General features: G+C 60.5%; 18 protein-coding genes and 1 tRNA gene. 10 read left to right on the forward strand and 9 right to left on the reverse strand.

What is annotated here, in order from left to right; all coding sequences use genetic code 11:
* Window positions 1-42: 42 nt before the first annotated feature.
* Together Q2T52_RS03260 and Q2T52_RS03265 are read right to left on the reverse strand one after the other, a co-directional pair.
* Window positions 43-1,461 (reverse strand): phosphomannomutase, encoded by a 1,419-nt coding sequence (locus Q2T52_RS03260; protein ID WP_302075234.1) that lies wholly within the window; start codon window positions 1,459-1,461, stop codon window positions 43-45.
* Window positions 1,462-1,529: 68 nt separating this feature from the next.
* A complete protein-coding gene (locus Q2T52_RS03265) occupies window positions 1,530-2,639 on the reverse strand; it encodes a glycosyltransferase (RefSeq protein ID WP_302075235.1) in 1,110 nt (369 codons plus the stop codon).
* A gap of 155 nt (window positions 2,640-2,794) precedes the next feature.
* Here Q2T52_RS03265 and Q2T52_RS03270 point away from each other — a divergent pair, with 155 nt between their 5' ends.
* Complete coding sequence (locus tag Q2T52_RS03270; protein ID WP_302075236.1) at window positions 2,795-3,775, forward strand: substrate-binding domain-containing protein; 981 nt, start codon at window positions 2,795-2,797, stop codon at window positions 3,773-3,775.
* Between the two features lie 46 nt (window positions 3,776-3,821).
* On the opposite strand, the gene Q2T52_RS03275 is transcribed toward Q2T52_RS03270, so the two are convergent.
* The 6 genes from Q2T52_RS03275 to Q2T52_RS03300 form a co-directional block, all read right to left on the reverse strand.
* A complete protein-coding gene (locus Q2T52_RS03275) occupies window positions 3,822-5,093 on the reverse strand; it encodes an ABC transporter substrate-binding protein (protein ID WP_302075237.1) in 1,272 nt (423 codons plus the stop codon).
* Window positions 5,094-5,123: 30 nt separating this feature from the next.
* Window positions 5,124-5,963, reverse strand: a complete 840-nt coding sequence (locus Q2T52_RS03280; RefSeq protein WP_302075238.1) for a carbohydrate ABC transporter permease — start codon at window positions 5,961-5,963, stop codon at window positions 5,124-5,126.
* Window positions 5,960-6,883: a carbohydrate ABC transporter permease gene (locus tag Q2T52_RS03285; protein ID WP_302075239.1), complete on the reverse strand. Its 924-nt coding sequence runs from the start codon at window positions 6,881-6,883 to the stop codon at window positions 5,960-5,962. Before Q2T52_RS03285 ends, Q2T52_RS03280 begins: the two co-directional genes overlap by 4 nt.
* Window positions 6,876-8,039 (reverse strand): ABC transporter ATP-binding protein, encoded by a 1,164-nt coding sequence (locus tag Q2T52_RS03290; RefSeq protein WP_302075240.1) that lies wholly within the window; start codon window positions 8,037-8,039, stop codon window positions 6,876-6,878. Before Q2T52_RS03290 ends, Q2T52_RS03285 begins: the two co-directional genes overlap by 8 nt.
* On the reverse strand, window positions 8,036-8,869 hold the full coding sequence (locus tag Q2T52_RS03295; protein ID WP_302075241.1) for a metallophosphoesterase family protein: 834 nt from the start codon (window positions 8,867-8,869) through the stop codon (window positions 8,036-8,038). Before Q2T52_RS03295 ends, Q2T52_RS03290 begins: the two co-directional genes overlap by 4 nt.
* Before the next feature lie 146 nt (window positions 8,870-9,015).
* The gene (locus Q2T52_RS03300) at window positions 9,016-10,395 is read right to left on the reverse strand and encodes an HD-GYP domain-containing protein (protein ID WP_302075242.1); all 1,380 of its coding nucleotides are present in this window, start codon (window positions 10,393-10,395) and stop codon (window positions 9,016-9,018) included.
* Between the two features lie 429 nt (window positions 10,396-10,824).
* Between Q2T52_RS03300 and cas3 the strand changes: the two genes are divergently transcribed.
* From cas3 to cas2, 7 genes are all read left to right on the forward strand, one after another.
* Window positions 10,825-13,095 carry a CRISPR-associated helicase Cas3' gene (cas3, locus tag Q2T52_RS03305; RefSeq protein WP_302075243.1) on the forward strand — a complete coding sequence of 757 codons (2,271 nt, stop codon included), beginning with the start codon at window positions 10,825-10,827 and terminating at the stop codon, window positions 13,093-13,095.
* A 154-nt stretch (window positions 13,096-13,249) separates the two neighbouring features.
* Window positions 13,250-13,918 carry a type I-C CRISPR-associated protein Cas5c gene (cas5c, locus tag Q2T52_RS03310; RefSeq protein WP_302075244.1) on the forward strand — a complete coding sequence of 223 codons (669 nt, stop codon included), beginning with the start codon at window positions 13,250-13,252 and terminating at the stop codon, window positions 13,916-13,918.
* Entirely contained in the window at window positions 13,915-15,840 is a 1,926-nt protein-coding gene (gene cas8c / locus Q2T52_RS03315; RefSeq protein ID WP_302075245.1) for a type I-C CRISPR-associated protein Cas8c/Csd1, read from the forward strand. Before cas5c ends, cas8c begins: the two co-directional genes overlap by 4 nt.
* A gap of 11 nt (window positions 15,841-15,851) precedes the next feature.
* Window positions 15,852-16,727 (forward strand): type I-C CRISPR-associated protein Cas7/Csd2, encoded by an 876-nt coding sequence (gene cas7c, locus Q2T52_RS03320; protein WP_302075246.1) that lies wholly within the window; start codon window positions 15,852-15,854, stop codon window positions 16,725-16,727.
* 4 nt (window positions 16,728-16,731) lie between these two features.
* A complete protein-coding gene (gene cas4 / locus Q2T52_RS03325) occupies window positions 16,732-17,403 on the forward strand; it encodes a CRISPR-associated protein Cas4 (protein ID WP_302075247.1) in 672 nt (223 codons plus the stop codon).
* Window positions 17,400-18,434, forward strand: coding sequence for a type I-C CRISPR-associated endonuclease Cas1c (gene cas1c / locus Q2T52_RS03330; RefSeq protein WP_302075248.1), 1,035 nt, complete (start codon window positions 17,400-17,402; stop codon window positions 18,432-18,434). Before cas4 ends, cas1c begins: the two co-directional genes overlap by 4 nt.
* Window positions 18,435-18,446: 12 nt before the next feature.
* Window positions 18,447-18,737: a CRISPR-associated endonuclease Cas2 gene (gene cas2, locus Q2T52_RS03335; protein ID WP_302075249.1), complete on the forward strand. Its 291-nt coding sequence runs from the start codon at window positions 18,447-18,449 to the stop codon at window positions 18,735-18,737.
* 862 nt (window positions 18,738-19,599) lie between these two features.
* On the opposite strand, the gene Q2T52_RS03340 is transcribed toward cas2, so the two are convergent.
* Window positions 19,600-19,673 (reverse strand) — tRNA-Gln (locus tag Q2T52_RS03340).
* A 317-nt stretch (window positions 19,674-19,990) separates the two neighbouring features.
* Between Q2T52_RS03340 and Q2T52_RS03345 the strand changes: the two genes are divergently transcribed.
* Entirely contained in the window at window positions 19,991-21,553 is a 1,563-nt protein-coding gene (locus Q2T52_RS03345; protein WP_302075250.1) for a Ppx/GppA phosphatase family protein, read from the forward strand.
* Window positions 21,546-22,274: an RlmE family RNA methyltransferase gene (locus Q2T52_RS03350; protein WP_302075251.1), complete on the forward strand. Its 729-nt coding sequence runs from the start codon at window positions 21,546-21,548 to the stop codon at window positions 22,272-22,274. Before Q2T52_RS03345 ends, Q2T52_RS03350 begins: the two co-directional genes overlap by 8 nt.
* The last annotated feature ends 4 nt before the right edge of the window (window positions 22,275-22,278 follow it).

Genomic DNA, 22,278 nt, shown 5'->3' on the forward strand with positions numbered 1-22,278 from the left:
ATCGCTGACCGGCGGGGCTTTTTGTTTGGGGATGCCCAAAGCTCAGCCGCGTTTGGATGCCCAGTCGCGGATCAGGCCAAGTCCAGCGTACAGCAACTCGTTGGCGGCGGCTTCCGTTTCCGCTTCCACATAGCAGCGCATTTCCGGTGCATTGCCGGACGGGCGGAAGTGGATGATGCGGCCATTGTCGAGCGTCACGCGCAGCCCGTCGATATCGCTCGTCCCGGCGACCGTGCCGACAGGAGCGAGGAAGGCAGCAAGGTTGTCGGATGACTGGCGCAGATGCGCCATGAGCGCGGCACTCGTTTCGACGGGGAAGTTTTCCAATCGGTCCGCTGCCGCCACCGGCAGCTTATAGGAGGAGGCAACGGCGGAGAGCGACTGCTTCTGCGACGCGGCACGCGACAGGACCGCCAGGATCGGCAGGAAGCTGTCACGCGTCGGAAGGGCGGTGAAAAGAGTACCGTTGACGGTGAAATCGCTGCCGACGAGAACGCCGCCATTGGCCTCGAAGCCGAGGATCTTGTCCTCGCCCTTGGCGCGGGCCTCGTCCATGCCGGCAATCACGAAGGGCGAACCGACTTTGGTGCGGATGACGCCGTAGCTGCCAGCGGCCTCGATGCCGGAATTGGAGGTAACGGGTGTCACGACCGTCGTCGCTCCGAGGAAATTGGCGGCAATCAAGCCCAAGAGGTCGCCCCGCAGCGGCGTGCCCGTCTCATCCGCCACCAGCGGGCGGTCGCCATCGCCATCGGCAGAGACGATGCCATCGAGCTTGTGCTCGGCGGCCCAGGCCTGCATCGCGCTGATCGTCTCCGGCGAGACGGCTTCGGTATCGACGGGAATGAAGGTTTCGGAGCGGCCAAGCGCGATGACCTCGGCGCCGTAATGCGAGAAGACCTCCACCAGCATGTCGCGGGCAACCGTGCTGTGCTGGTAGACGCCGATCTTCAAGCCGGCAAGCGTGCCTGATGCGAGCAGCGCCTTGTTGCGGGCCAGAAACTCGGTGTCGCATTCGGCAGCCGCATTGCGCATCTCCGCATCACTGCCGTTGCCGGCCTCCGGGATGCCTTGGACCGCGCGAATGATGGCCGTTTCATCCTGCTTGTCGATCTCGCCATCGGGCCGGTAGAACTTGATGCCGTTGCGATCTGCCGGAATATGCGATCCGGTGATCATCAGGCTCGCCACACCGCGCTTGATGCCGTAGAGCGCCAGCGCCGGCGTCGGCAGCGTGCCGCAATCCACCACGTTGAAGCCGATTGCACTCAGTGCTGCCGCGCAATTTTCCGCAATGGCCGGGCTGGAAGGCCGGAAATCCTGACCGATCAGAATGTCGTCGCCAGCCTTGGCGCGACCTGTTTCCAGGAGATACTGTCCAAAAGCTTCCGCATAGCGCTTGGAGGCCGGTCCCACCAGATCGACCGATAGACCCCTGAGGCCGCTTGTTCCGAATTTCATCATGACTCCCGAAAATGGCTGAAGTGTCGCGACAGTCTTAAAGCCTGCCGGCTTTCTTGTGGCAAGCCCTACTGCTTGGCGATGAGCTTGCGGTAGAGATCGGCATAGCGATCCGCCATCTGCTCGGCCTGAAAGAGGTCCAGGTATCGCTGGCGCGCGGCCGTTCCGAGGGGCACTGCAAGCTCCGGCTCATTCCACAACCGTTGCATCGCCTGTGCAAGGGCGGGAACATCCGCGGGAGGAATAACAAGACCTGTCACCTCATGCTGGTTCACGAAGCTGGTTCCCGTACCGATCTCGCAGGAGATCATCGGCTTGCCTCGCATCGCCGCCTCCACCAGCGAAAGCCCGAAGGCTTCCGAGCGCAGATGGGAGGGGAAGGCCAGCCCAAGGCTGAGGTCGAGGATTGCCAGCTTGTCCTCGTCCGGCAGGCTACCGAGGAAATGCACGTTTTTCAAACCGCGGCGTTCCGCATCCTGCCGATAGGACGGGTCGCCATCGCCGATCAAAACAACCGGCAGCCCGGTCTTTTCGGCGGCATCCAGGAGAAAATGGATGCCCTTGTAGTAGCGGAATACGCCGACGAACAGGAAAAACCGCTCCGGCAGTTGCTTGCGCCACTTGGCCTTCAACGCTTCATCGACCGGCGGATAGGATTTTTCGCTGAGGCCCAGCGGGATGGACGATACCTTGCCGCGATATCGCTGCAGTACCGGACTCGATGCAATATAGTTGGGCGAGGTCGCCACGATATGATCGACACTGCCGAGGAAGCGATGCATCAGCGGCTCATAAAGGCGCAGCAGCGTCTTCTGTTTCACAATGTCGGAATGATAGGTCACGATGGTCGGCTTCTTCCGCGGTGCGCTAAAATGCACGACATCCATCAGCGGCCAGGGATAATGGTAATGAATGATGTCGGCTTCGGCCTGCAGCGTGCGGAAGCGACCAAACACCGACCTTGAAAAGCCGGTGGAGGCGAATTCGAAATCCAGCTTTGCCTTGTAGGCCATGTGGCCATCGAAGAGCCGCGAGTTCTCCTGCGGCTTTTCGCTGAGCGACAGCACGTCGGATCGAATGCCCTGGCTGGCTACGCCGGTGCAGATCGCATGAATGGTGCGTTCGACGCCTCCAAAGGTGTCCGGCCAATAGGTCTTGAAGAAGTGCAGAACTTTCATGCGGTGGGGCATCTCCGGGTGCTGTGGATGTCTGCTTATCCTGCTCTGCCGCAGCTGTGAAGGTTTTCCGGCGCTCGGGCCTTATCCGCCAGATGCCATTCATCAACCTGACATCATCCCGACATAGTCCTTTCCGCGGATAAGGAAAATTGCATATGGCAACGCTGGAAGATGTGGCGAAGAAGGCGGGCTGCTCGATTGCGACCGCCAGTCGCGCACTTGGCGCGCGCGGTCCGGTCAGCGATGGGGTGAAGGGTAGGGTGCGCAAGGCAGCCGCCGAACTTGGCTATCGGCATGGCACCGCCGGACCTGGGCGCGGTGGCCGCAGACCCTTGATCGGCGTGCTCATTCCCAGCATCACCAACCCGGTCTTTGCCGCCTCGCTCTCGCAGATCCAGAACCGCATGCAGGTGGGTGGCCATGCGGTGGTGCTGGCGCAATCCAATTACGATCCGGCGCAGGAAGCCGATGCCATCGAGGCTTTGCTGTCCGAGCGTCCGACCGGGCTGATCCTCACACTCTGCAATGCAGAGCACAGCGTGCCACAGGCGGATCGCCTGCCGCCCACAGTGCTGCTCAACAACCTTCCGACCTCGATCTTTCCCGCTGCCGTGACCGTGGATAACAGGGAAGCCGGTCGCCTGATCACCCGGCAACTGATCGATCATGGCCATCGCCGTATTCTCTTCGTATCGGGAAATTTTGCGGCGTCCGATCGCGCCTTCCTGCGCTTTGAAGGGTATCAGTCGGCACTTGCCGCTGCCGGGGTGGACTCGCTGCCGGCGCTGCAGATTCCCTTTATCGGTAGCTATGAGCAGTTGGATATTTCCATAGCAGTGGCCGAACACAGGCCGACTGCCATCATTGCCTCCAACGATCTTCTGGCCTGCGGTGTCATAGGTGCTCTGCGTCGGCAGGGTCTGTCAGTACCACAGGATGTATCGGTTGCAGGCTTCGATGGCATCGCCATGGGCCAATTGATGACGCCGCCCTTGACGACGATCGAAATGCCCGATTCCAGCATGGGGGCAGTCGCGGCATCGCTGCTGCTGGATATGGCCGAACGCGGTGCGGCACCCCGGCATCTGCAAGTTGGCTTCACGCTGAAGCCGGGCGGTACTGTTCGTTCTGTGTAAGAACAACCCGCCGCACCTGGTGCGGCGAGTTGCTGTGATCATGCGATCAGTTCGTGCGCGGCAGCAGGCGCTTCACTTCCTTGGCGGCATCATCGAGAGCCTGCTGCGGCGTGGCCGACTGGTCAACGACGCGCGAGGTGTTATCGACGATGGTCTGCGTCACGCGCACGCCATTGGCGCCGGGGAAGGCATACCAGGGGATCATCCGCGGCATCTGGTTGAGGCCGGCCAGGAACAGCGGGTTCTTCTTGTAGAAGTCACCCAGGTATTCCGGCGACTTGGCCGCCAGTTCGTTGTTTGGCACATAGCCGGTGCCGGGCACGACGACGGATGCGCCGTAGGGGCCGGCGGCGAACTTGGCGAACTTCCAGGCAGCAGCCTGCTTGGTGGCATCCTTGCTCAGGATGACCACGGCATTGCCGCCGGTGGGCAGCTTGCCATTCACCGGGTCAATCAGCGGAATGGCTGCCGTGCGCAGGTCGAATTTGTCGCCGACATTCTTGATGGTGTTGCGAAGCGCGCCTGTGGTCTGGAAGGTGAAGCCCACCTTGCCGGCTACGAAGGCCTGCTCGCCGGCGGCCTTGGTGAAGACCGGCATGCCGGCTTCCTTGACCATGCGGTCGACGATCTGCATCGCCTTCTGGCCTTCCGGACCGTTGAAGGTGACCTTGCTTTCGTCGGAGCTCAGCATGGTGCCGCCTGCGCCGAACAGCAGTGCGGAGAACATCCAGTCGTCACCCTGCCAGCGGAAGTCGATCGAGTCGACGCCGTTGCCGAGTGCCTTGATCTTCTTGCCAAGTGCGATCACTTCGTCCCAGGTCTTGGGCGGCTGGTCGGGATTGCCGCCGGCCGCCTTCACCAGGTCGGCATTGTAATACATGATCGGGTTGGAGGTGGCGAAAGCCAGACCAACCTGCTTGCCGTTGACCTGCGCGAGCTTCAGGATCGTGTCCGAGAAGCCCTGATCGGCCATGCTCTGCTTGTCCTTGGCAATCATCGGCGCCATGTCGACGGGGATGCCGCGCTCATCAGCCATGCGCAGACGGTTGAGACCGATAAAGGTCACGTCAGGCATTTCAGGCGTGCCGGCCTGGCGCATGATCGTCTGGATGCCTTCTTCGTAAGTTGCCGAAGGATTGGCAAACTGGATCTTGATATCGGGGTTCTCTTCCATGAACTTCTTGGAGATCGTGTCCATCACGTCCTTGAAGAAGCCCGGCATGGGGTAGTGAACGGTGATCGTCGTTTCGGCATGGGCAGGCAGAACCATCGTCATGGAGACGGCGGCGGCTGCCAGGATCTTGGTGAAATGCTTCATGGCATAACTCCTGGTTTGAGCTGGAACCGGTCAGCCCTTGAGACCGGTCATGGTGATGCCCTCGACAAAGCGTTTCTGCGCAAGCAGGAAGGCAAGGACGAGAGGAAGGGTGATGATGAAGGTGGCGGCCATCAGCGCGCCGTAGTCGTCGCCGGCCTCGGCCGCCCGGAAATAGAGAAGACCGAGTGGCGGCGTGGCATAGGCCTGGTTGGAAATCACGATCAGCGGCCAGTAGAGATCGTTCCAGTGCGCGACGACGGAGAAGATCGCGAAGGCGGTGATTGCCGGCCAGGCATTCGGCACGATGACGCGGGCAACGATGCCGATTTCCGACATGCCGTCCAGTCGCGCCGCATGGATGAGATCATCGGGCATGGCACGGAAGAACTGCAGGAAGAGGAAGATGCCGAACACGGAGATGGAGAAGGGGGCGACGAGGGCCGTGTAACTGTTGAGCACCGCCAGATTGTTGAAGGCGACATAGAGTGGCAGCGCGGTCGCATGGATCGGCACGAGCAGACCCAGCATCACAAGCGCCATCATCAACCGTGCGGCGCGGAAGTTCAGCTTGGCGAGCGCATAGGCGCAAGGCACGGCGATCAGCACCTGGAACACCAGGATCAATGCGCAGACCACAACGCCGTTGAACAGCAGGCCTGGCATGTTGACCCGCGTAAACGCCTTGGTGAAGTTCTGCACGAAAAACGAATGCTCCGGGATGAGCGACAGAGAGGACGTGAAGATCTCGCTCTGTCCCTTGCCGGCGGCAGACATCATGAAGATGTAGGGTGCGAGAAACATCAACGCGCCAAGCGTCAGCAGACCGAGCCGAACGGCGCGACCGAGCGTGAAGGTGGATTGCGGGCTCATGCGTAATGCACCTCGCGGTCCAGCAGGCGGTATTGCACGAACATCATGACGACCAGAACGGCGAGGAAGACGACCGTCATGGCAGAGGCATAGCCGACGCGCAGATAGACGAAGCCTTCCTGGTAGATTGTGAAAAGCAGCACTTCGGAAGCCTTGTTCGGCCCGCCCTCGGTCAGCGTCTTTACGGTCTCGAACACCTTCACGGCATTGATGACGCTGATGGTGATGACAAAGAGCGTGGTCGGCCCCAGCATCGGCCAGGTCACGAGGAAAAAGCGGTCGATACCGGATTTCGCCCCGTCCACATCCGCAGCTGCGTAGAGATCGCGCGGAATGGCGGTGAGGCCTGCCAGAAACAGCACCATGTTGAAGCCGACGCTCTGCCAGATGCCGATGATGGCAAGGCTGTAGAGCACGGTGTTGGAGGCGCCGAGCCAGTTCGGGCCAGCCAGGCCAATCATGTGAAGGGCCGCATTGATCGGCCCGATGGTGGGGTGAAAGAGATACTGCCAGGCAGTTGCCATAGCGACCAGCAGCGAGGCGACCGGCAGGAAATAGGCGGTGCGGAAGAAGGAACGGCCAATGCTCTCGCTTTCGATCAGAAGTGCAATGCCAAGCCCCAGTAGCAGCGAGACAGGCGCGACGATGGCGCTATAAACGGCTGTGTTCCACAACGATTGCCGGAAGGTGCGATCGGCGAAGAGTTCGGCATAATTCTCGAAGCCGACAAAGCGGAAGCTGCCATAGCCCAATTCGAAATCGGTGAAGCCCAGGAAGACGACGGCAGCCAGCGGTGCGATGATGAACGCGACCATCAGCAGGACCGCCGGGGCCGCCAGCAGCCAGGCTGTTCGCGCCTGTCGGGCTGCGCCGAGATCGGGCAGGGCAATCGGCGTTGCGGCAAGGGCGGCATTAGCCATGGGCTGCCTCCAGCGCATCCACCGAGACAGGCTTGGCCGTCAGGCGAATGCCGTCCTTGGCGAAGATCATGATGCGCTCAGGCTCTGCCACAAGCGAAACCGGCATCTGCGCGGAAAGGCCCGCCGCTTCCACAGGCGTCAGTTTAGCCACAACAGGCTGGTTCAGACCATCGAGGCGCGTGTAGACGATCACTTCGGAACCGAGGAACTCCATCCGCTCAACGTGTGCCGCAAGACCGTTTTGGCTGCGCGGCAGCACGCTAAGATGCTCCGGCCGGATGGCAATGATCACTTCGTCCCGTTCGCGAACGGAGCCGCCGACCTGCAGGCGGATGTTACCCAGCGCGACCGTCTGGCCGTGCGCGACCAGGGTATCGAGCGTATTGATCCGGGGCTGGCCGAGGAAGCGTGCCACCTCGATATGGGCCGGATCATCATAAATGACCTGCGGCGGAGCGAGCTGAAGAAGGTTGCCGGAAATCATCACGGCAACCCGGTCCGCCATCGACAGCGCCTCCGCCTGGTCATGGGTTACGTAGAGGGTGGGCACGCCGGCGCGGCGGTGCAGATCGACGATTTCGCCACGCGCGTGTACACGCAGATTGGCGTCGAGGTTGGAAAGAGGCTCATCCATCAAAAACAGGCTGGGGCGGCGTACCATGGCGCGCGCCAGTGCCACGCGCTGTCGTTGTCCACCAGACATCTGGCCGGGCTTGCGATCCAACAGGTGTTCGATCTTCAAGGAGCGTGCCATTTCCGCGACTTGGGCCTGGATGGCGGTGCGAATCTGCTTCTGGCCCGGCAGCAGATTGCCGATGATGGGCAGGCGCTGGGCGCGCGTCAGCTCACGCATGGCAAGCGGCACGGCAATGTTCTGTCCGGCCGTCAGATGCGGATAGAGCGCATAGGACTGGAAGACCATCGCGACATTGCGATCCGCCGGGGCAAGCGCCGTCAGCTCGCGGCCAGCAGCCATCACGCTGCCGGAGGTCGGATGCTCCAGACCGGCAACGATGCGCAGCAGCGTGCTCTTGCCACAGCCGGAAGGACCGACCAGCGCAATGAACTCGCCGGCTTCCGCTTCCAGGCTGATGCCCTTCAGAATGGCATTGTCGCCAAAGGATTTTGTGATGGTGGAAAGACGAAGCGCGCTCATTCGGCAGCCTCCCCGGTGGGCTGCGGCTTCGGGTAAACCTCGTCGATCACGTCGTCGATGTAATAGGCGGTCATGCCGGGCACGGCAACGATTTCGCTGCTGACCGAGTCACCCTCGAATGTGTGGATAACAGCGCCGATCAGGCGCTCGCCCGGCATTTCCCGCTCCAGCGTGTCGATGATGAATGCCGCCGACGGACCCCAGACGAGGCTTGTCTGGTGGAAACTGCCCTTCCAGGCCCAGTGCAGATGACCGGTGCCGATGAGCCCGACATCATGACGACTCATCAGGTCATAAAGCCGGCGGCGTGGGGTAGGGCGAATGCTCCAGTAACCGGTATCACCTTCCTGCGGCTCGTCCACGAAGATCGGCTTATGGGTAAAGAGAGCGATGCGGCGCGCGCCGGCACCCGCCATGGCTTCCGCCAGCCAGTTCAGCTGCATCTCCTCGTTCTGGTCGTCCATACCGAGCAGCAGAGAATTGAAGCCGATCAGCCGCCAGCCGTCGATGTCTTGGATGAAGCGGTCGGAACCGACCAGGCTGTTCCAGCGATCCAGCCGGACCTGTGTGACCGGCTGATGCGAACCCGGCAGGTGGCCGACATCGTGATTGCCCGGCACGATCAGCATGGGGGCGGGCGCCTGGCGCATCAACTCCATGCAGAAAGTGATGTCATCAGCCTGGTCTGCGCCATCGACGGTGAGGTCGCCGGTATGGATGATAAGATCCGGCTTCTCGGTTTCGAGCCATGCCAGAAGCGGCGCCCAATTGCTGTTGAAATGCGTCTTGGACGGGCTGAAATGGGTGTCGGTGATCTGGATGACCTTCACGAGTGAAACTCCGATACGCGGGATGGAGGCGGTCTGCCTCGACGTCTTCGGGGGTCCTGATAAAGGGTGAGCTTGTCAGCTGCGTAACAGCCGTTTCCAGTTTCTTTCCATTTTTGTCATGCAAGCGTCATCTCGGGCGAAGACGTTCAGGAAGCCAGCCGGCTCGGCATGGAGGGGCCTACATCCGTTGTCACCTGTTCCATCCGTGCGAAGCCGCGTTCAAGGGCTTGGAAGCAGTCCGGATCGATGGCGGTTCCCACATCCGCCCGCATGATGGCGAAGGCCTGGGATGCCGGCATTGCCTTGCGGTAGGGACGATCCGCCGTCAGCGCATCGAAAATATCGGCGGTGGTGACAATCCGTGTATCTAGATCGATCCGCGAGGCGTCCAGGCCGCGGGGATATCCCTTTCCGTCCAGCCGTTCGTGATGGGCTCCGGCAATCACGGCGGTGTCCCGCAAGGCGCCAATCTTGGACAGAATGGTCTCGCCGAGGCCCGGATGGCTGCGAATGGAAGCCCACTCCTCGGCGTCGGGCCGTCCGTTCTTGTCCAATATGGCATTGGAGACGCCAAGCTTGCCGATGTCATGCAGAAGGGCGGCGCGTCTCAGCCAGCGGCGGCGCTCCGGCGTGTAGCCCATCTCTTCGGCAATCAGGTCGGCAAACAACGCCACGCGATCGCTATGACCGGCAGTGAAGGGGCTTTTGGCATCGACGACCTGCGCAAAGCCTGCCGCGATGTCATCGAGGTAATCCTCATCAATCTCACGGACCAGCGCGATGGGTTCCAGTCCCATAACGCGTGCTGGAAAATCGTCCGCCCGCATGGCATCCCAGAAGCCGGAATCATCGGCAAAGGTCAGAAGGGCAGCGACGAGTGCCGGATCGAACCATTGGCCGCTGCGCGAGGTAATCTCCTCAAGTGCCGCTTCTGCGCCGCCGCGCATGAAAAACACGTCAGCGACCTGTGCCAGAAGCGCAATGCGCGCGAAGAGGGAAATTTCGGTGCCGCGCCGGCCCAAAGGTTGGCCGCTGCCGTTCCAGTGTTCATCAAGATCCAGGATGCCCTGTTCGACATCGGGTGAGAAGCGCATGCTGCGCACGATTTCAGCGCCACGCTGGCAACGTGTTTCGATCAGTTCGCGGGCAATCTCCCCGCCATTGCGGGCAATGTGCACGAGTGTCTGTAGCCGTTCGATCATGCCGGACTTGCGAGCCGTATTGGCCAGCAGGAAGCGGATGACATCCGGCAAGCGGGTGTCGACAAACTTGTATTCGCTTTTGAAGCTGAGGTCATCCGCGAGATAGAGCCTACAGATGCGCGCCGCATTCGAACTGCATCCGACATCCTTCAGCAGAAGCGTGTAGTAGAGATCCGAAAGCTCGACGGGCGTCAGGCCGATCTCTCGGCCAATATGCATGCCGATCCAGCAGCAACGCTGGCTGTGCCCTATGGGCTGGCCCTCGGTGATGTCGAGAGCATAGCTGAGCGCGCCAACCACATCGGAAAGCTGTATCGCCTGCACCCGCCATCTCCCATTCTGTGTCCCACACTCCTGGAAAATACGGGATAGATGTTAAGCGAGTGCTTTGTTTGCCAAAGGAAATGCAGCTCGCCTCACGGGAAGGAGCGAGATAATTGGCGCAGCATGACCCCGGATAAACGGGTCAGGATCAGGACACTGCAGGAGGGGAAGTTCGCGATCTAACAGATCAAGGGCGACGAACGAGTGGCAAGGGCAATAAGCTCGCCAACCAATTTAGATCAGAATGCCTTCCTGCGGTTCTAAAGGGAACAATTGGCCCGAAGTCCCCCATTCCGTACTCTGGCATCGTTGTTCCAAAAACCAATCTTGCCATTTGCCCCGATAGAAAGAATCGGAAATACTCAATCTGGGGTAGTTTCCGCAAGCACTGTAGGTGCACGTGCGGAGAGAGGGGCATGTCGAGGGTGAATGGATTTCTATGGGCATAGTGGCACAAATGCCGAGCGTGGCGATTGGCAGAAACTTGTCGAGCATCTGCTGGCTGTGGCGGAGCTGGCGGGCGTGTTCGCGCGGAAATTCGGGCTGGAACAGGCCACGTTCATAGCCGGACTTTTCCACGACCTCGGGAAGTATGATCCCGCATTTCAAGCCTATATCGCCAGACTTGGAGCGTCTGTCGATCATTCCACGGCTGGCGCACAGGTCTTGTGTCAGCTTGCCAGAGGCAACGACAAGGCGATGGCGGAAATCATCGCCTACGCAATCCTGGGGCACCATGCCGGCCTGCCGGATCGTCTTAACGAGACGAACGGGTGCGTCGCACAGCGCATGAAAAAGCCGCTGCGGATTGATCCCTGCTGGCAAAGCGAATTGGGGCCGCATCTATCTGAATGGATTGACGGGATCGCCAGCGCCCTGCCGCAGCGTCAGGGCAAGGATTTGCAGAGGTACGCCTTCACCCTTTCCTTCATGGGCCGTATGATCTTCTCATGTCTGGTCGATGCGGATTTTAAAGACACAGAGGAATTTTACGTCTCCCTCGGACAGCGGGCGGCAGATCGAGACTGGCCTTCGCTTGGCAGTCTGCTGGATGAATTTACCAGCATGTTCGAGGCGCATATGGCGCGATTCTCCGGCAAGCCTGCGGTCTCGGAGAAGTCGCGTGCGCTGAACGGACTGCGTAAAGAGATCCTTGCCCATGTGCGCGCCAGTGCGGCGGAAAAGCCGGGCTTCTTCACGCTGACCGTGCCGACCGGCGGCGGCAAGACGCTGGCCTCGCTGGGGTTTGCACTCGATCACGCCAAGCTGCATGGCCATGAGCGGATCATCTACGCCATTCCGTTCACGTCGATCATTGACCAGACCTCGGCGATATTTCGCAGCGTGCTGGGCGAGGAGCATGTTCTGGAGCATCACTCAAACATCGACGAGGAAAAGTTCGATGCGCGCGAACAGCGCGACAAGCTGAAGCTGGCCATGGAAGATTGGGCAGCGCCCGTTGTCGTCACCACCAATGTCCAGCTGTTCGAGAGCCTGTTTTCTGCCCGCCCGTCAAGGTCGCGGAAGCTGCACAATATAGCCAATTCTGTCATCATTCTGGATGAGGCGCAGACCCTGCCGCGCAACCTGCTACTGCCTGTCATGCAGGCGCTGGAGGAGCTGGTTGAGCGCTATGGCTGCACCGTGGTTCTATGCACCGCCACGCAACCGGCGCTTGGAAAGCGTGAGGAGTTTCCGTTTGGCCTGCCGCTTGATGAGAGCCGCGAGTTGGCGCCGGATCCCGAGGGTCTGGCCCGGCAATTGGCCCGCACGCACATCCGTCACGCTGGTGTGCTGGACAATGCAGCACTGGTGGATGCCCTGCGTGAGCAGCGGCAGATGCTTGTCATCGTCAACAGCCGCCGCCACGCGCTTGACCTCTATAAGAAGGCAAGCGCAGCCGATCTTGACGGCTCACTGCACCTGACCACCCGCCAATATGCCGCGGACCGCCGCCGCATTCTGGCCGAGGTGCGCACGCGGCTCGATGATGGAGTGCCGTGCCGTTTGATCGCCACAAGCCTAATCGAGGCGGGCGTGGATGTGGATTTTCCCGCCGCCATGCGCGCGGAAGCCGGGTTGGATCAGATCATCCAGGCGGCGGGGCGCGTGAACAGGGAGGGAAAACGTCCGCGTGATGAAAGCGTTGTCACCGTGTTTACGCCTGCGGATCATAAGCCGCCGCGGGAAATTTCCGGCCTGATCGGCGATATGAAACGCATCATCGACAAGCATCCGGATCTGACAGCACCCGCTGCCATCGCCGATTATTTCGGTGAGGTCTATTGGCGGGTTGGCAGAGAAGGGTTGGATGCCAAGGACATTCTCAGCCGGTTCTGCGTGACGCACCATGGTACGGATTTCGCCTATCGCAAGGTGGGCGAGGATTTCCGCATGATCGAAAGCGGGCTGGCGCCGGTCATCATCGCCATTGAGGACGATGCAAAGGAATGGGTGGAAAAGCTTTATCTGGAGCAACTGCCGACCGGCCTTCTGGCGCGTAAGCTTCAGCCCTTTACCGTGCAGGTGCCGCCCAAGGCGTGGGAGCGGCTTCGCGCCTGCGGCCATGTTTCATTCGTTGCACCGCATCTGCGCGGCGATCAGTTCGCTGTGCTTCAGAAAAACAGCCTCTACGATCCACAGTTGGGGCTGATCTGGGAGGATGCGGACCATCTGGCTGCAGAGGATTTGATGTGGTGAGAAGCTGCACCCGAAGGCGCAACTTCATCGATGACGCGGGTGGCGAAGGCGCCATGTGGTTTCAATCCACGCGGAAAGATCCGCGACGAAAGCTGCTGATGGCCGCTCATATATCAGCGCCAGAGATTAAAATTTTCAGAATACAGGGGGAGATGTGACCTACGGAATTCGTCTCAAAGTCTCGGGCGACTATGCCTGTTTTACGCGGCCGGAAATGAAGGTCGAGCGCGTTTCCTACGACGTTATGACGCCGTCTGCGGCCCGCGGCATCCTGGAGGCGATACATTGGAAGCCTGCCATTCGTTGGGTGGTGGATGCCATCCATGTGCTGGCGCCGATCCGCTTCCAGTCGATCCGCCGCAATGAGGTGGGCCACAAGGCCCCGGCGGGCAAGATCAAATCTGCCATGAAACGGGGCGACCTGGAGGGGTTGAACATTCTGGTGGATGAAGACCGCCAGCAGCGTGCCTCGCTGGTGCTGGTGAAGCCCGCCTACGTCATCGAGGCGCATTTCGAGATGACGGACAAGGCCGGTGCGGAGGATAACGAGGGCAAGCATCTCGATATCTTCAATCGCCGGGCTGCCAAGGGCCAGTGCTTTCACCAGCCCTGCCTCGGCACCCGCGAATTTGCCGCGCATTTCGAGCTGCTGGATCCGAAGGCAGACCTGCCGCCCGCCATCGAGGAAACGCGTGATCTGGGCTTCATGCTGTTCGATATCGACCATCAGGCTAAGGGGCGGCCCTCGCTGTTCTTCCGGGCGCAGATGGACAAGGGCGTGGTGCGGGTGCCGCATCCAACATCGCCGGAGGTGCTGCGATGACCATTCTTAGCTCGCTGGCCAGGGCCTATGAACGGCTACCGGATGCGCCACCCTTTGGCTATTCCTCGGAAAAGATCGGCTTCGTCATTTCGCTGAACGACGACGGAACTGTGGCGCAGATGGTCGACTGGCGCGACGGCGAGGGCAAAAAGGCAAGGCCGCGGTCTATGCTGGTGCCGCAACCGGTCAAGCGAACGGCGGGCATTGCTCCCAATTTCCTCTGGGACAAGACATCTTACGTGCTGGGTGTGACGGCTGCCGAAGGAAAGCGTACGGCAGAGGAACATGCCGCCTTCGTGAAAAAGCATATCGAGGCCATCGCGGATGCTGAGGATGCAGGCCTTCGTGCGCTGGCCCTGTTTCTGCAGAGCTGGCGACCGGAGCATTTCGAATCGCCTCGCTGGCCTGAGGAGATGAAAGACCAGAACGTGGTTTTCGCGTTGGAAAGCGAAAGGTTTAAGCGTGTTTTTCTGCATGATCGACCTGCGGCTAAAGCCCTGTGGGGCCGCGTCTCAGGTGGCGCGGATGCTGAGGCCGAAATCTGCCTCGTAACCGGCGAGGCGGGGCCGGTCGCACGGCTTCACCCTTCTATCAAGGGTGTCTGGGGGGCGCAGTCTTCCGGTGCGGCCCTTGTTTCCTTCAACCTCGACGCTTTCACGTCTTACGGGCATGAGCAGGGTGATAACGCCCCTGTCTCGGAAGCGGCAGCCTTTGCCTATACGACGGCACTCAACCGTTTTCTGGAGCGTGACAGCGGCCACCGCATCCAGATCGGCGATGCTTCTACTGTGTTCTGGGCGGATGCGCAGGATATGGCAGCCATCCAGATAGCGGAAGCCTGGGCCACCGTCATTTTCGATGCTGCCGAAACGGAAGATCCCAATCAGGCAAGGCGCGACGAGGAGGAGCGGCTTCGCAAGGATATAGAGATTAAACTAAAGCGCCTCGTTAAAGGTGACTCTCTGAAAGACATCGAACCAAAACTCACTGAAGGCGTGCGGTTCTATGTTCTTGGGCTAGCTCCCAACGCGGCGCGGCTTTCCGTGCGTTTTTTCTGGGAAGGCAGTTTTGGGGAATTGGCCGAAAATTATCGCGATTACATGCGCGATATTCAGTTTCAGCCGTGGCCTGAAGACAAGGCTCAGCCCAACATAAAGCAGTGTGCCTTGAGGCTTGCGCCCGCGCGCATCGATGCGGCTGGCAAAGTTAAGTTCGACAGTGAGCAAATCCCCAAGCAGTTCAGCGGGGAATATTTCCGGTCGATCATAACAGGCAACCGGTTCCCCGGCGCAGTTCTCGGTCAATTGCTCCTGCGTATCCGCAGCGACCACGTGCTGGATGCAACGCGCATCGCAATGATCAAGGCCATTCTGGTCCGAAACATGCGGTTGGAGCGACGTTTGCCAACAGATACCGCAGGCAATCAAAACAAGGATTATCTCATGTATCCCGATCCTGACGATCCCAACATCGCGCGGCGGCTGGGCCGGCTTTTTGCTGTCATGGAGCGAGCTCAATCCGCTTCGCTCGGCGAAAACGTCAATGCCACCATCAAGGACAAGTATCTGAGCGCAGCTTCGGCAACGCCAGCACAGGTATTCAACGGTCTTTTGAACTTGATCGAGCACCATCTTTCGCGGCTTCGGCGTGGGCATAGTGATGCGGAATGGGTTCAAAAAGCCGCAGACAAAAATGGCATCACCAAAGCCGACATGGCAAAGCGCCTACATCGCAAGCTTTCTGCGGATATCGGGCGGCTCTCGGCTTCCTTTTATGAGACCGGTTTTCCCGTCCAACATGATCGCGATGAGCAGGGCTTTTTCATGATCGGTTACTACCAGGAGCGCTACGGCAAGAAGGGGGCGGCTCCAGAAGACGATAGCACGGATGTCGATGACATCGCTTTGAACGAAACGAATTGAGGAGTTGAAATATGACTGCCCTGCAGAACCGCTATGATTTTGTGTATCTTTTCGACATCAAAAACGGCAATCCCAATGGCGATCCGGATAACGGAAATATGCCGAGGCAGGAAAGCAATTCTCAAAAAGGACTTGTGACGGACGTCGCCCTTAAGCGCAAAGTCCGTAACTATGTCGATCTAGTCAAAGCTGGCGAACCGCCCTATGCCATTTATATGCAAGAGAAGGCCGTTCTGAACCAGCGGCACCAGCAGGCTTATCAGGCATTAAATCTGAAATCCGAGAAGCAGAAGCTGCCCAAAGAGGAAGACAAGGCCCGCGAGATCACACGCTGGATGTGTAACAACTTCTTTGATGTGCGAACGTTTGGTGCAGTGATGACAACGGAGGTCAATGCCGGACAGGTCCGCGGTCCGGTACAGATGGGTTTTGCTGAATCGATCGATCCAATTAAGACGGATGAAATCACAATTACACGCTCTTCCGTTACGAATGATCGGGACGCGGAAAAAGAGCGAACCATGGGCCGCAAGTATATTATCCCTTACGGTCTCTATCGCAGCCATGGGTATGTCTCGGCCAGTCTCGCTGGCGATGCAACGAAGGGAACCGGATTCTCGGAGGAGGATCTTGACCTGCTGTTTGAAGCCCTGATCAACATGTTCGAACATGACCGCTCTGCTGCGCGGATGGAGATGAATGCGCAAAGGCTGATCGTCTTCAAGCATGACAGCGTTCTTGGAAATGCGCGGGCACAGGATCTGTTCAAATTGGTCACCGTCCAGCCAAAACCAGATGTGAAGCTGCCTCGTTCCTTCTCCGATTACATCGTCACCATCGATAGGGACAACCTGCCGGCGGGTGTCGAGATCATCGAGAAGCTGTGATGCCATGAGTGGCGAGGGCGGCATCACCACGATGGAAGAGCGGGAGCCGATCCCGCTCTCTGCCCTGCAGCACGCCGTTTACTGTCTCAGGCAGGCGGCACTGATCCACATCGAGCGGGTCTGGGCGGATAACCGTTTCACCGCCGAGGGTAATGTGCTGCATGAAGTGGCCGATAAGGGCGGCAGCCGCAAGGTGCGTGGCGTGCGCCGGGTGATGGCGCTGCCGATTTCAAGCGTCCGGCTCAACCTCTCCGGCATTGCCGATGTGGTGGAGTTTCTGACCGATGGAGAGGCGGAGACGGCGTTTCCGCTTGAATATAAGCGGGGCAAGCCCAAGCTGCACCGGGCAGACGAAGTGCAGCTCTGCGCACAGGCGCTCTGTCTGGAGGAGATGACGGGCAGGCCGGTGCCGGAGGGGGCCCTGTTTTACGCGGAAACCAAACGGCGTGTCGTGGTGCCTTTCGATGATGAATTGCGCCGTCTGACGGAAGAGACGGTGGAGGCGCTGGCCGACGTGTTTCGCTCCGGCCGCACCCCGCCGCCGACTGCGCGGCGTGAGAGATGTCGTGCCTGTTCGTTGCTGGAACTCTGCCGGCCTGATGCCGTGGCACGTCCCGTGCTGGCGTGGCGGGCGCGCATGGTGGAGCGCAGCCTGACGTCTGAGGATGCCGGATGAAGAAGCTTCTCAACACCATCTACGTCACCACCGAAGGTGCGGCGCTGCGCAAGGACGGCGAAAACCTTGTGGCCGAAATTGAGGGCGTGGAGCGCAGCCGCGTGCCGCTGCACATGCTGTCTGCCGTCGTCGTCTTCGGTGCCATTCATGTTTCGCCGCCTTTGATGGGCGCATTGGCGGCAGCCGGGATCGCGCTGACCTTTCTGGATCGCAACGGCCGGTTTCAGGCGCGGCTGGAGGGGCCGGTCAGCGGCAATATTCTGCTACGCCGCGCGCAATATCGCGTCTGTGACCGGCCAGAGGAGGTGGTTCGCTCCTTCCTGATTGGCAAGATCGCCAATCAGCGAGCCGTGTTGATGCGTTCGCTTCGGGATTATGCCGACGATTATGCACCGGAAGACCGCGCCAATGTGGAGGGCGTGACCGAGCGGCTGGCAAGCATTCTTCGCCGCGTCGAACTGTCCGATAACAGGCTCGATGAATTGCGCGGCTCTGAAGGAGAAGCCGCCAATCTCTATTTCTCCGTTTTCGACACGTTGATCCGTTCACCCGATGCTGAGATGCGCTGGACTAGCCGCTCCCGCCGCCCACCGCTCGATCCGGTCAATGCGCTTCTTTCTTTTCTCTATACGCTTCTAACTCACGATTGCCGTTCCGCTTTGGAAAGCGTGGGGCTTGACCCCGCAGCCGGGTTCCTGCATCGCGACCGGCCGGGTCGCCCCAGCCTCGCGCTGGACCTGATGGAGGAACTTCGTCCCGTTTTGGCCGACCGGCTGGCCCTTTCTCTCATCAATCGCCGCCAGTTACGTGCCCGCGATTTCGAGAGGCAGGAGGGTGGCGCCGTTCTGATGAGCGATGAGGCGCGCAAGACGGTGCTGACGGCCTGGCAGGAGCGCAAGCGGGAGGAGCGGCTTCATCCCTTCCTTGAGGAAAAGGCGCCGCTTGGCCTCGTGCCCTATCTGCAGGCACAGATGCTGGCCCGCCACCTGCGCGGCGACCTGGATGCTTATCCGCCCTGGTTCTGGAAGTGAGGCAAGGCCACCATGCTGGTTCTCGTCACCTATGATGTGCACACACTGGAGGGCAAGGGGCCGGCACGCCTGCGCGCCGTCGCCAAGGCCTGCCGCGATTACGGCCAGCGTGTGCAGTTTTCCGTGTTCGAAATCGAGGTGGATCCGGCCCGATGGGTGAAGCTGAAAGCTCGGCTGGAAAGCATCATCAACCCAGAGGTGGATAGCCTGCGCTACTATTATCTCGGTGCCAACTGGGAGCGGCGCGTGGAGCATTTCGGCGCTAAACCTGCCACCGACCTCAACGGTCCGCTGATCATCTGAGGCCGCTTTTTCATCCCACGCGGCTCAGCGGAATTTTCAGTGCGAACCACAAGCGTGCTGCAAAAGCCCGGCCGGTTCGCACCGACGCTTGTTCTTTGAAATTGTAAAATAATTTATCTGGTACAGAAGGGGCGCCCTGTTCTCACGCCTTCTGGCAAGCCGGTTCGCAAAAGTGGACTTGGCTGTTCAGTCAAATCCGTGCTTTACAGCTAGACAGTCGCCTCCTTCGCGGGGGCGTGGATCGAAACCTCCTCGAAATGTCCGAGGATCGAGAACACCTTGGTCGCCTCCTTCGCGGGGGCGTGGATCGAAACAGGATATTGTCGCGGGCTCTCCGGGTCGAGGGCTGGTCGCCTCCCTCGCGGAGGCGTGGATCGAAACTCCATCCTTGCGTGAGGCCTGCCCTCACCGCCGCGTCGCCTCCCTCGCGGGGGCGTGGATCGAAACGTCAGCGTCTTTGCGGTTCTGACGGGAGCAGGGAAGTCGCCTCCTTCGCGGAGGCGTGGATCGAAACGGATACGTAGAATCCGACATGCCCCTGCCAGCTGGTCGCCTCCTTCGCGGGGGCGTGGATCGAAACATTTTGCCAGGCAGCGTGTCCGTGGTGCCGCCAAGTCGCCTCCCTCGCGGGGGCGTGGATTAGGTCCGCAAGCGCCGAGGCTGCGGACCAGTTCGCGTCGTTTCAGCCTGTCGCGTAATTCTGCCGGAATGGCTCGTCGGAAATGAAATATGCGTCCGCGTCGGACGATATTGGAAGGAGCTCCGCCACGCCGCTTCGCTCGCTCTTTGCAGCGGCGGTTTGTAGCAAAAGGCTTAATCCCGCCTGAGGTACTTTAGCAACTTCAATGGGTTGTCAAGAAATTGGCTGGGGAACCTGGATTCGAACCAAGATTAACGGAGTCAGAGTCCGCCGTTCTACCATTGAACTATTCCCCAATCCGTTCCAGCATAGGCTGCCGGATTGGTGGGCAGGTCACCGAAGCATCGGTGCTGCCCGCGTCGTGGGCGCCCTTGTAACAGATTCTATCGGGTGATCAAGTGCCCATTTCATCTCTTTTGCAGCTTCTTTTGACGGGAGGATGACGAACGGGCCGCAAGCCCTTGCCGTACAGCCCTGCAGGGTATGGCGCGCCGCGCCCAACAAAAAGCGTTGGCGAAATCGCCTGTCACTGGTATCCTGTTGCCAACGAAACATTTAAGAGCCGCAGCAGGCCCGACCCAACAGGCTATTTGCGCGGCAGATGGACAGATCAGTGATGAACCCCGACAGCGGTGATAAGCCGCCAGAAGGCGGGGCGTCGACGGCAGGGCGTCAGGCGAACAAGGGTCGCAGACGCCGCAAGGGCAAGCGGGGCGGCAAGCCGTCTTCCGCACCCAATGTCGTACGTGGTGTCGAAGCGTCTCACCCGCTCGAGACCGGACGTTCCGAAACGGGCCAGCCAGGCCCGACGCGCAAGCGTAAGCGCAGGCGTTCCAACGCCCATAAGCCTGTGAATGGCGAAGGGCATCAGGCGACTGCCAAGGCCGCCGATGCCGCACGCGGCGAGCAGGCAGGTGCGCATCATAAGCGCAAGCGTGGAAAGCATCAGGCAGGCCGTGGCCTGCAGGGGCGTCCGCTTGCGAACGCCCAGCGCGGCGCATCCGGGGCTGCGCCCAAGCCGCATGCGCCCGTTGCAAAGCCAACGCCCGAAAAGCGCCCCGCGCCGGAGGCTCGGCCAAGGCCACCGGAGGCACTGGAGTTGGTCGCGCATCTGCGGGCGAGGTCGCATCCGGATGATCTCTATGCGGCGCTGGATCTCGGCACCAACAATTGCCGCCTGCTGATTGCCCAGCCGACGCGACCGGGGCATTTCCGCGTTGTGGATGCCTTTTCGCGAATCGTCCGCCTGGGCGAGGGGCTGGCCGCCACGGGAAGGCTGTCGGACGAGGCCATGGACCGGGCGGTGGAAGCCTTGCGCATCTGCGCTTCCAAGCTTGCCAGCCGCTCCATTCGCCGTATGCGCCTGATTGCAACTGAAGCCTGCCGTGCCGCGACGAATGGCGAAGCCTTCCTGGCGCGTGTGACCGCCGAGACGGGGCTGGAGCTTGAAATCATCGATCGCGAAACGGAAGCGCGGCTTGCCGTTTCCGGCTGCTCCTCGCTGGTGGGGCGCGAGGCGCGCTCCGTGGTGCTGTTTGATATCGGTGGCGGTTCATCCGAGATCGCGGTCATCCGGATCGCGCAGAACCGCTCCAGCCGCTTGGCGAACCACATCACCCATTGGACATCGCTGCCGGTGGGCGTCGTCACGCTGTCGGAACGTCATGGCGGACGCAATGTCACGCCTGAGGTGTTCGAGGCCATGGTCACCGAAGTGGAAGGCATGCTGGCCGGTTTCCAGTGCCCGCCGATTTCTCCCGATGGCCGTGCGGAAGAGGATTTTCATCTGATCGGCACGTCCGGTACGGTGACGACCCTTGCCGGCGTGCATCTGGATCTGCCGCGTTACGATCGCCGCCGGGTCGATGGCCTGTGGCTGTCCGATGCGGAGGTCAACGCCATGCAGGCCAAGCTTCTCTCCTGGAATTTCGAGGCACGTGCCGCAAACCCCTGCATCGGCCCGGATCGTGCCGATCTGGTGCTGGCCGGTTGCGCCATTCTGGAGGCCATTCGCCGCCGCTGGCCGAGCCGCCGCATGCGGGTGGCCGATCGCGGCCTGCGCGAAGGCCTGTTGACCGATATGATGGCGGATGATGGCGTCTGGCGCCGCCACCGCATACGTCGTCCGCAGGAGCAGATGCCACACCAACACCGCCGGAGGCATATCGATGAGTAAGACACCGATCGGCCGCAAACTCGGCCAGAAGGTCAAGAAGGGCAAGCTGAAGGCATCGTCCCGCCGCTGGCTGGAGCGCCATATCAACGATCCGTACGTCCAGCGTGCCAAGCTGGAAGGTTACCGCGCGCGCGCCGCCTTCAAGCTTCTGGAGATCGACGAGAAGCATCAGATCCTGAAGGGTGCGCGGCGCATCATCGATCTCGGCGCTGCCCCCGGCAGCTGGTCGCAGATTGCCGCCAAGGTCACCGGTTCGACGGAAGAAGATGTGCGCGTGGCTGCCATCGACTTCCTGGAGATGGCGCCGCTGCCGGGTGTGCGCATCCTTCAGCTCGACTTCCTGGATCCGGAAGCGCCGGCGAAGCTGATGGACGCGGTCGGTGGTACGCCTGATGTGGTGATCTCCGACATGGCGGCTCCGACAACCGGCCACCAGAAGACCGACCACCTGCGCACCATGCACCTGTGTGAAGTCGCCGCCTATTTCGCTATTGAGGTTCTGGGCGAGGGCGGTCACTTCCTCGCCAAAACCTTCCAGGGCGGCACGGAGCGCGAACTGCTGACGCTTTTGAAGCAGAATTTCCGTCAGGTGCTGCACATCAAGCCGGCATCATCCCGATCGGAATCGGTCGAGATGTTCCTGCTCGCCAAGGGCTTCAAGGGGCGCAAGTCTGTCTCGGAACAGGCGGCAGAGGAAAACGCGGACGAGTCGGAAGACTGAACTG

The organism is Rhizobium oryzicola, from assembly GCF_030504645.1.
GTDB classification, from domain to species: domain Bacteria; phylum Pseudomonadota; class Alphaproteobacteria; order Rhizobiales; family Rhizobiaceae; genus Neorhizobium; species Neorhizobium oryzicola.

Coding starts and splice junctions, on each gene's coding strand:
- cas4 (WP_302075247.1), top strand. CDS start 16,732: ATGAGTGGCGAGGGCGGCATCACCACGATGGAAGAGCGGGAGCCGATC.
- Q2T52_RS03275 (WP_302075237.1), bottom strand. CDS start 5,093: ATGAAGCATTTCACCAAGATCCTGGCAGCCGCCGCCGTCTCCATGACG.
- Q2T52_RS03260 (WP_302075234.1), bottom strand. CDS start 1,461: ATGAAATTCGGAACAAGCGGCCTCAGGGGTCTATCGGTCGATCTGGTG.
- Q2T52_RS03350 (WP_302075251.1), top strand. CDS start 21,546: ATGAGTAAGACACCGATCGGCCGCAAACTCGGCCAGAAGGTCAAGAAG.
- Q2T52_RS03265 (WP_302075235.1), bottom strand. CDS start 2,639: ATGAAAGTTCTGCACTTCTTCAAGACCTATTGGCCGGACACCTTTGGA.
- cas8c (WP_302075245.1), top strand. CDS start 13,915: ATGACCATTCTTAGCTCGCTGGCCAGGGCCTATGAACGGCTACCGGAT.
- Q2T52_RS03290 (WP_302075240.1), bottom strand. CDS start 8,039: ATGAGCGCGCTTCGTCTTTCCACCATCACAAAATCCTTTGGCGACAAT.
- Q2T52_RS03280 (WP_302075238.1), bottom strand. CDS start 5,963: ATGAGCCCGCAATCCACCTTCACGCTCGGTCGCGCCGTTCGGCTCGGT.
- cas3 (WP_302075243.1), top strand. CDS start 10,825: ATGGATTTCTATGGGCATAGTGGCACAAATGCCGAGCGTGGCGATTGG.
- cas1c (WP_302075248.1), top strand. CDS start 17,400: ATGAAGAAGCTTCTCAACACCATCTACGTCACCACCGAAGGTGCGGCG.
- Q2T52_RS03285 (WP_302075239.1), bottom strand. CDS start 6,883: ATGGCTAATGCCGCCCTTGCCGCAACGCCGATTGCCCTGCCCGATCTC.
- cas2 (WP_302075249.1), top strand. CDS start 18,447: ATGCTGGTTCTCGTCACCTATGATGTGCACACACTGGAGGGCAAGGGG.
- Q2T52_RS03270 (WP_302075236.1), top strand. CDS start 2,795: ATGGCAACGCTGGAAGATGTGGCGAAGAAGGCGGGCTGCTCGATTGCG.
- cas7c (WP_302075246.1), top strand. CDS start 15,852: ATGACTGCCCTGCAGAACCGCTATGATTTTGTGTATCTTTTCGACATC.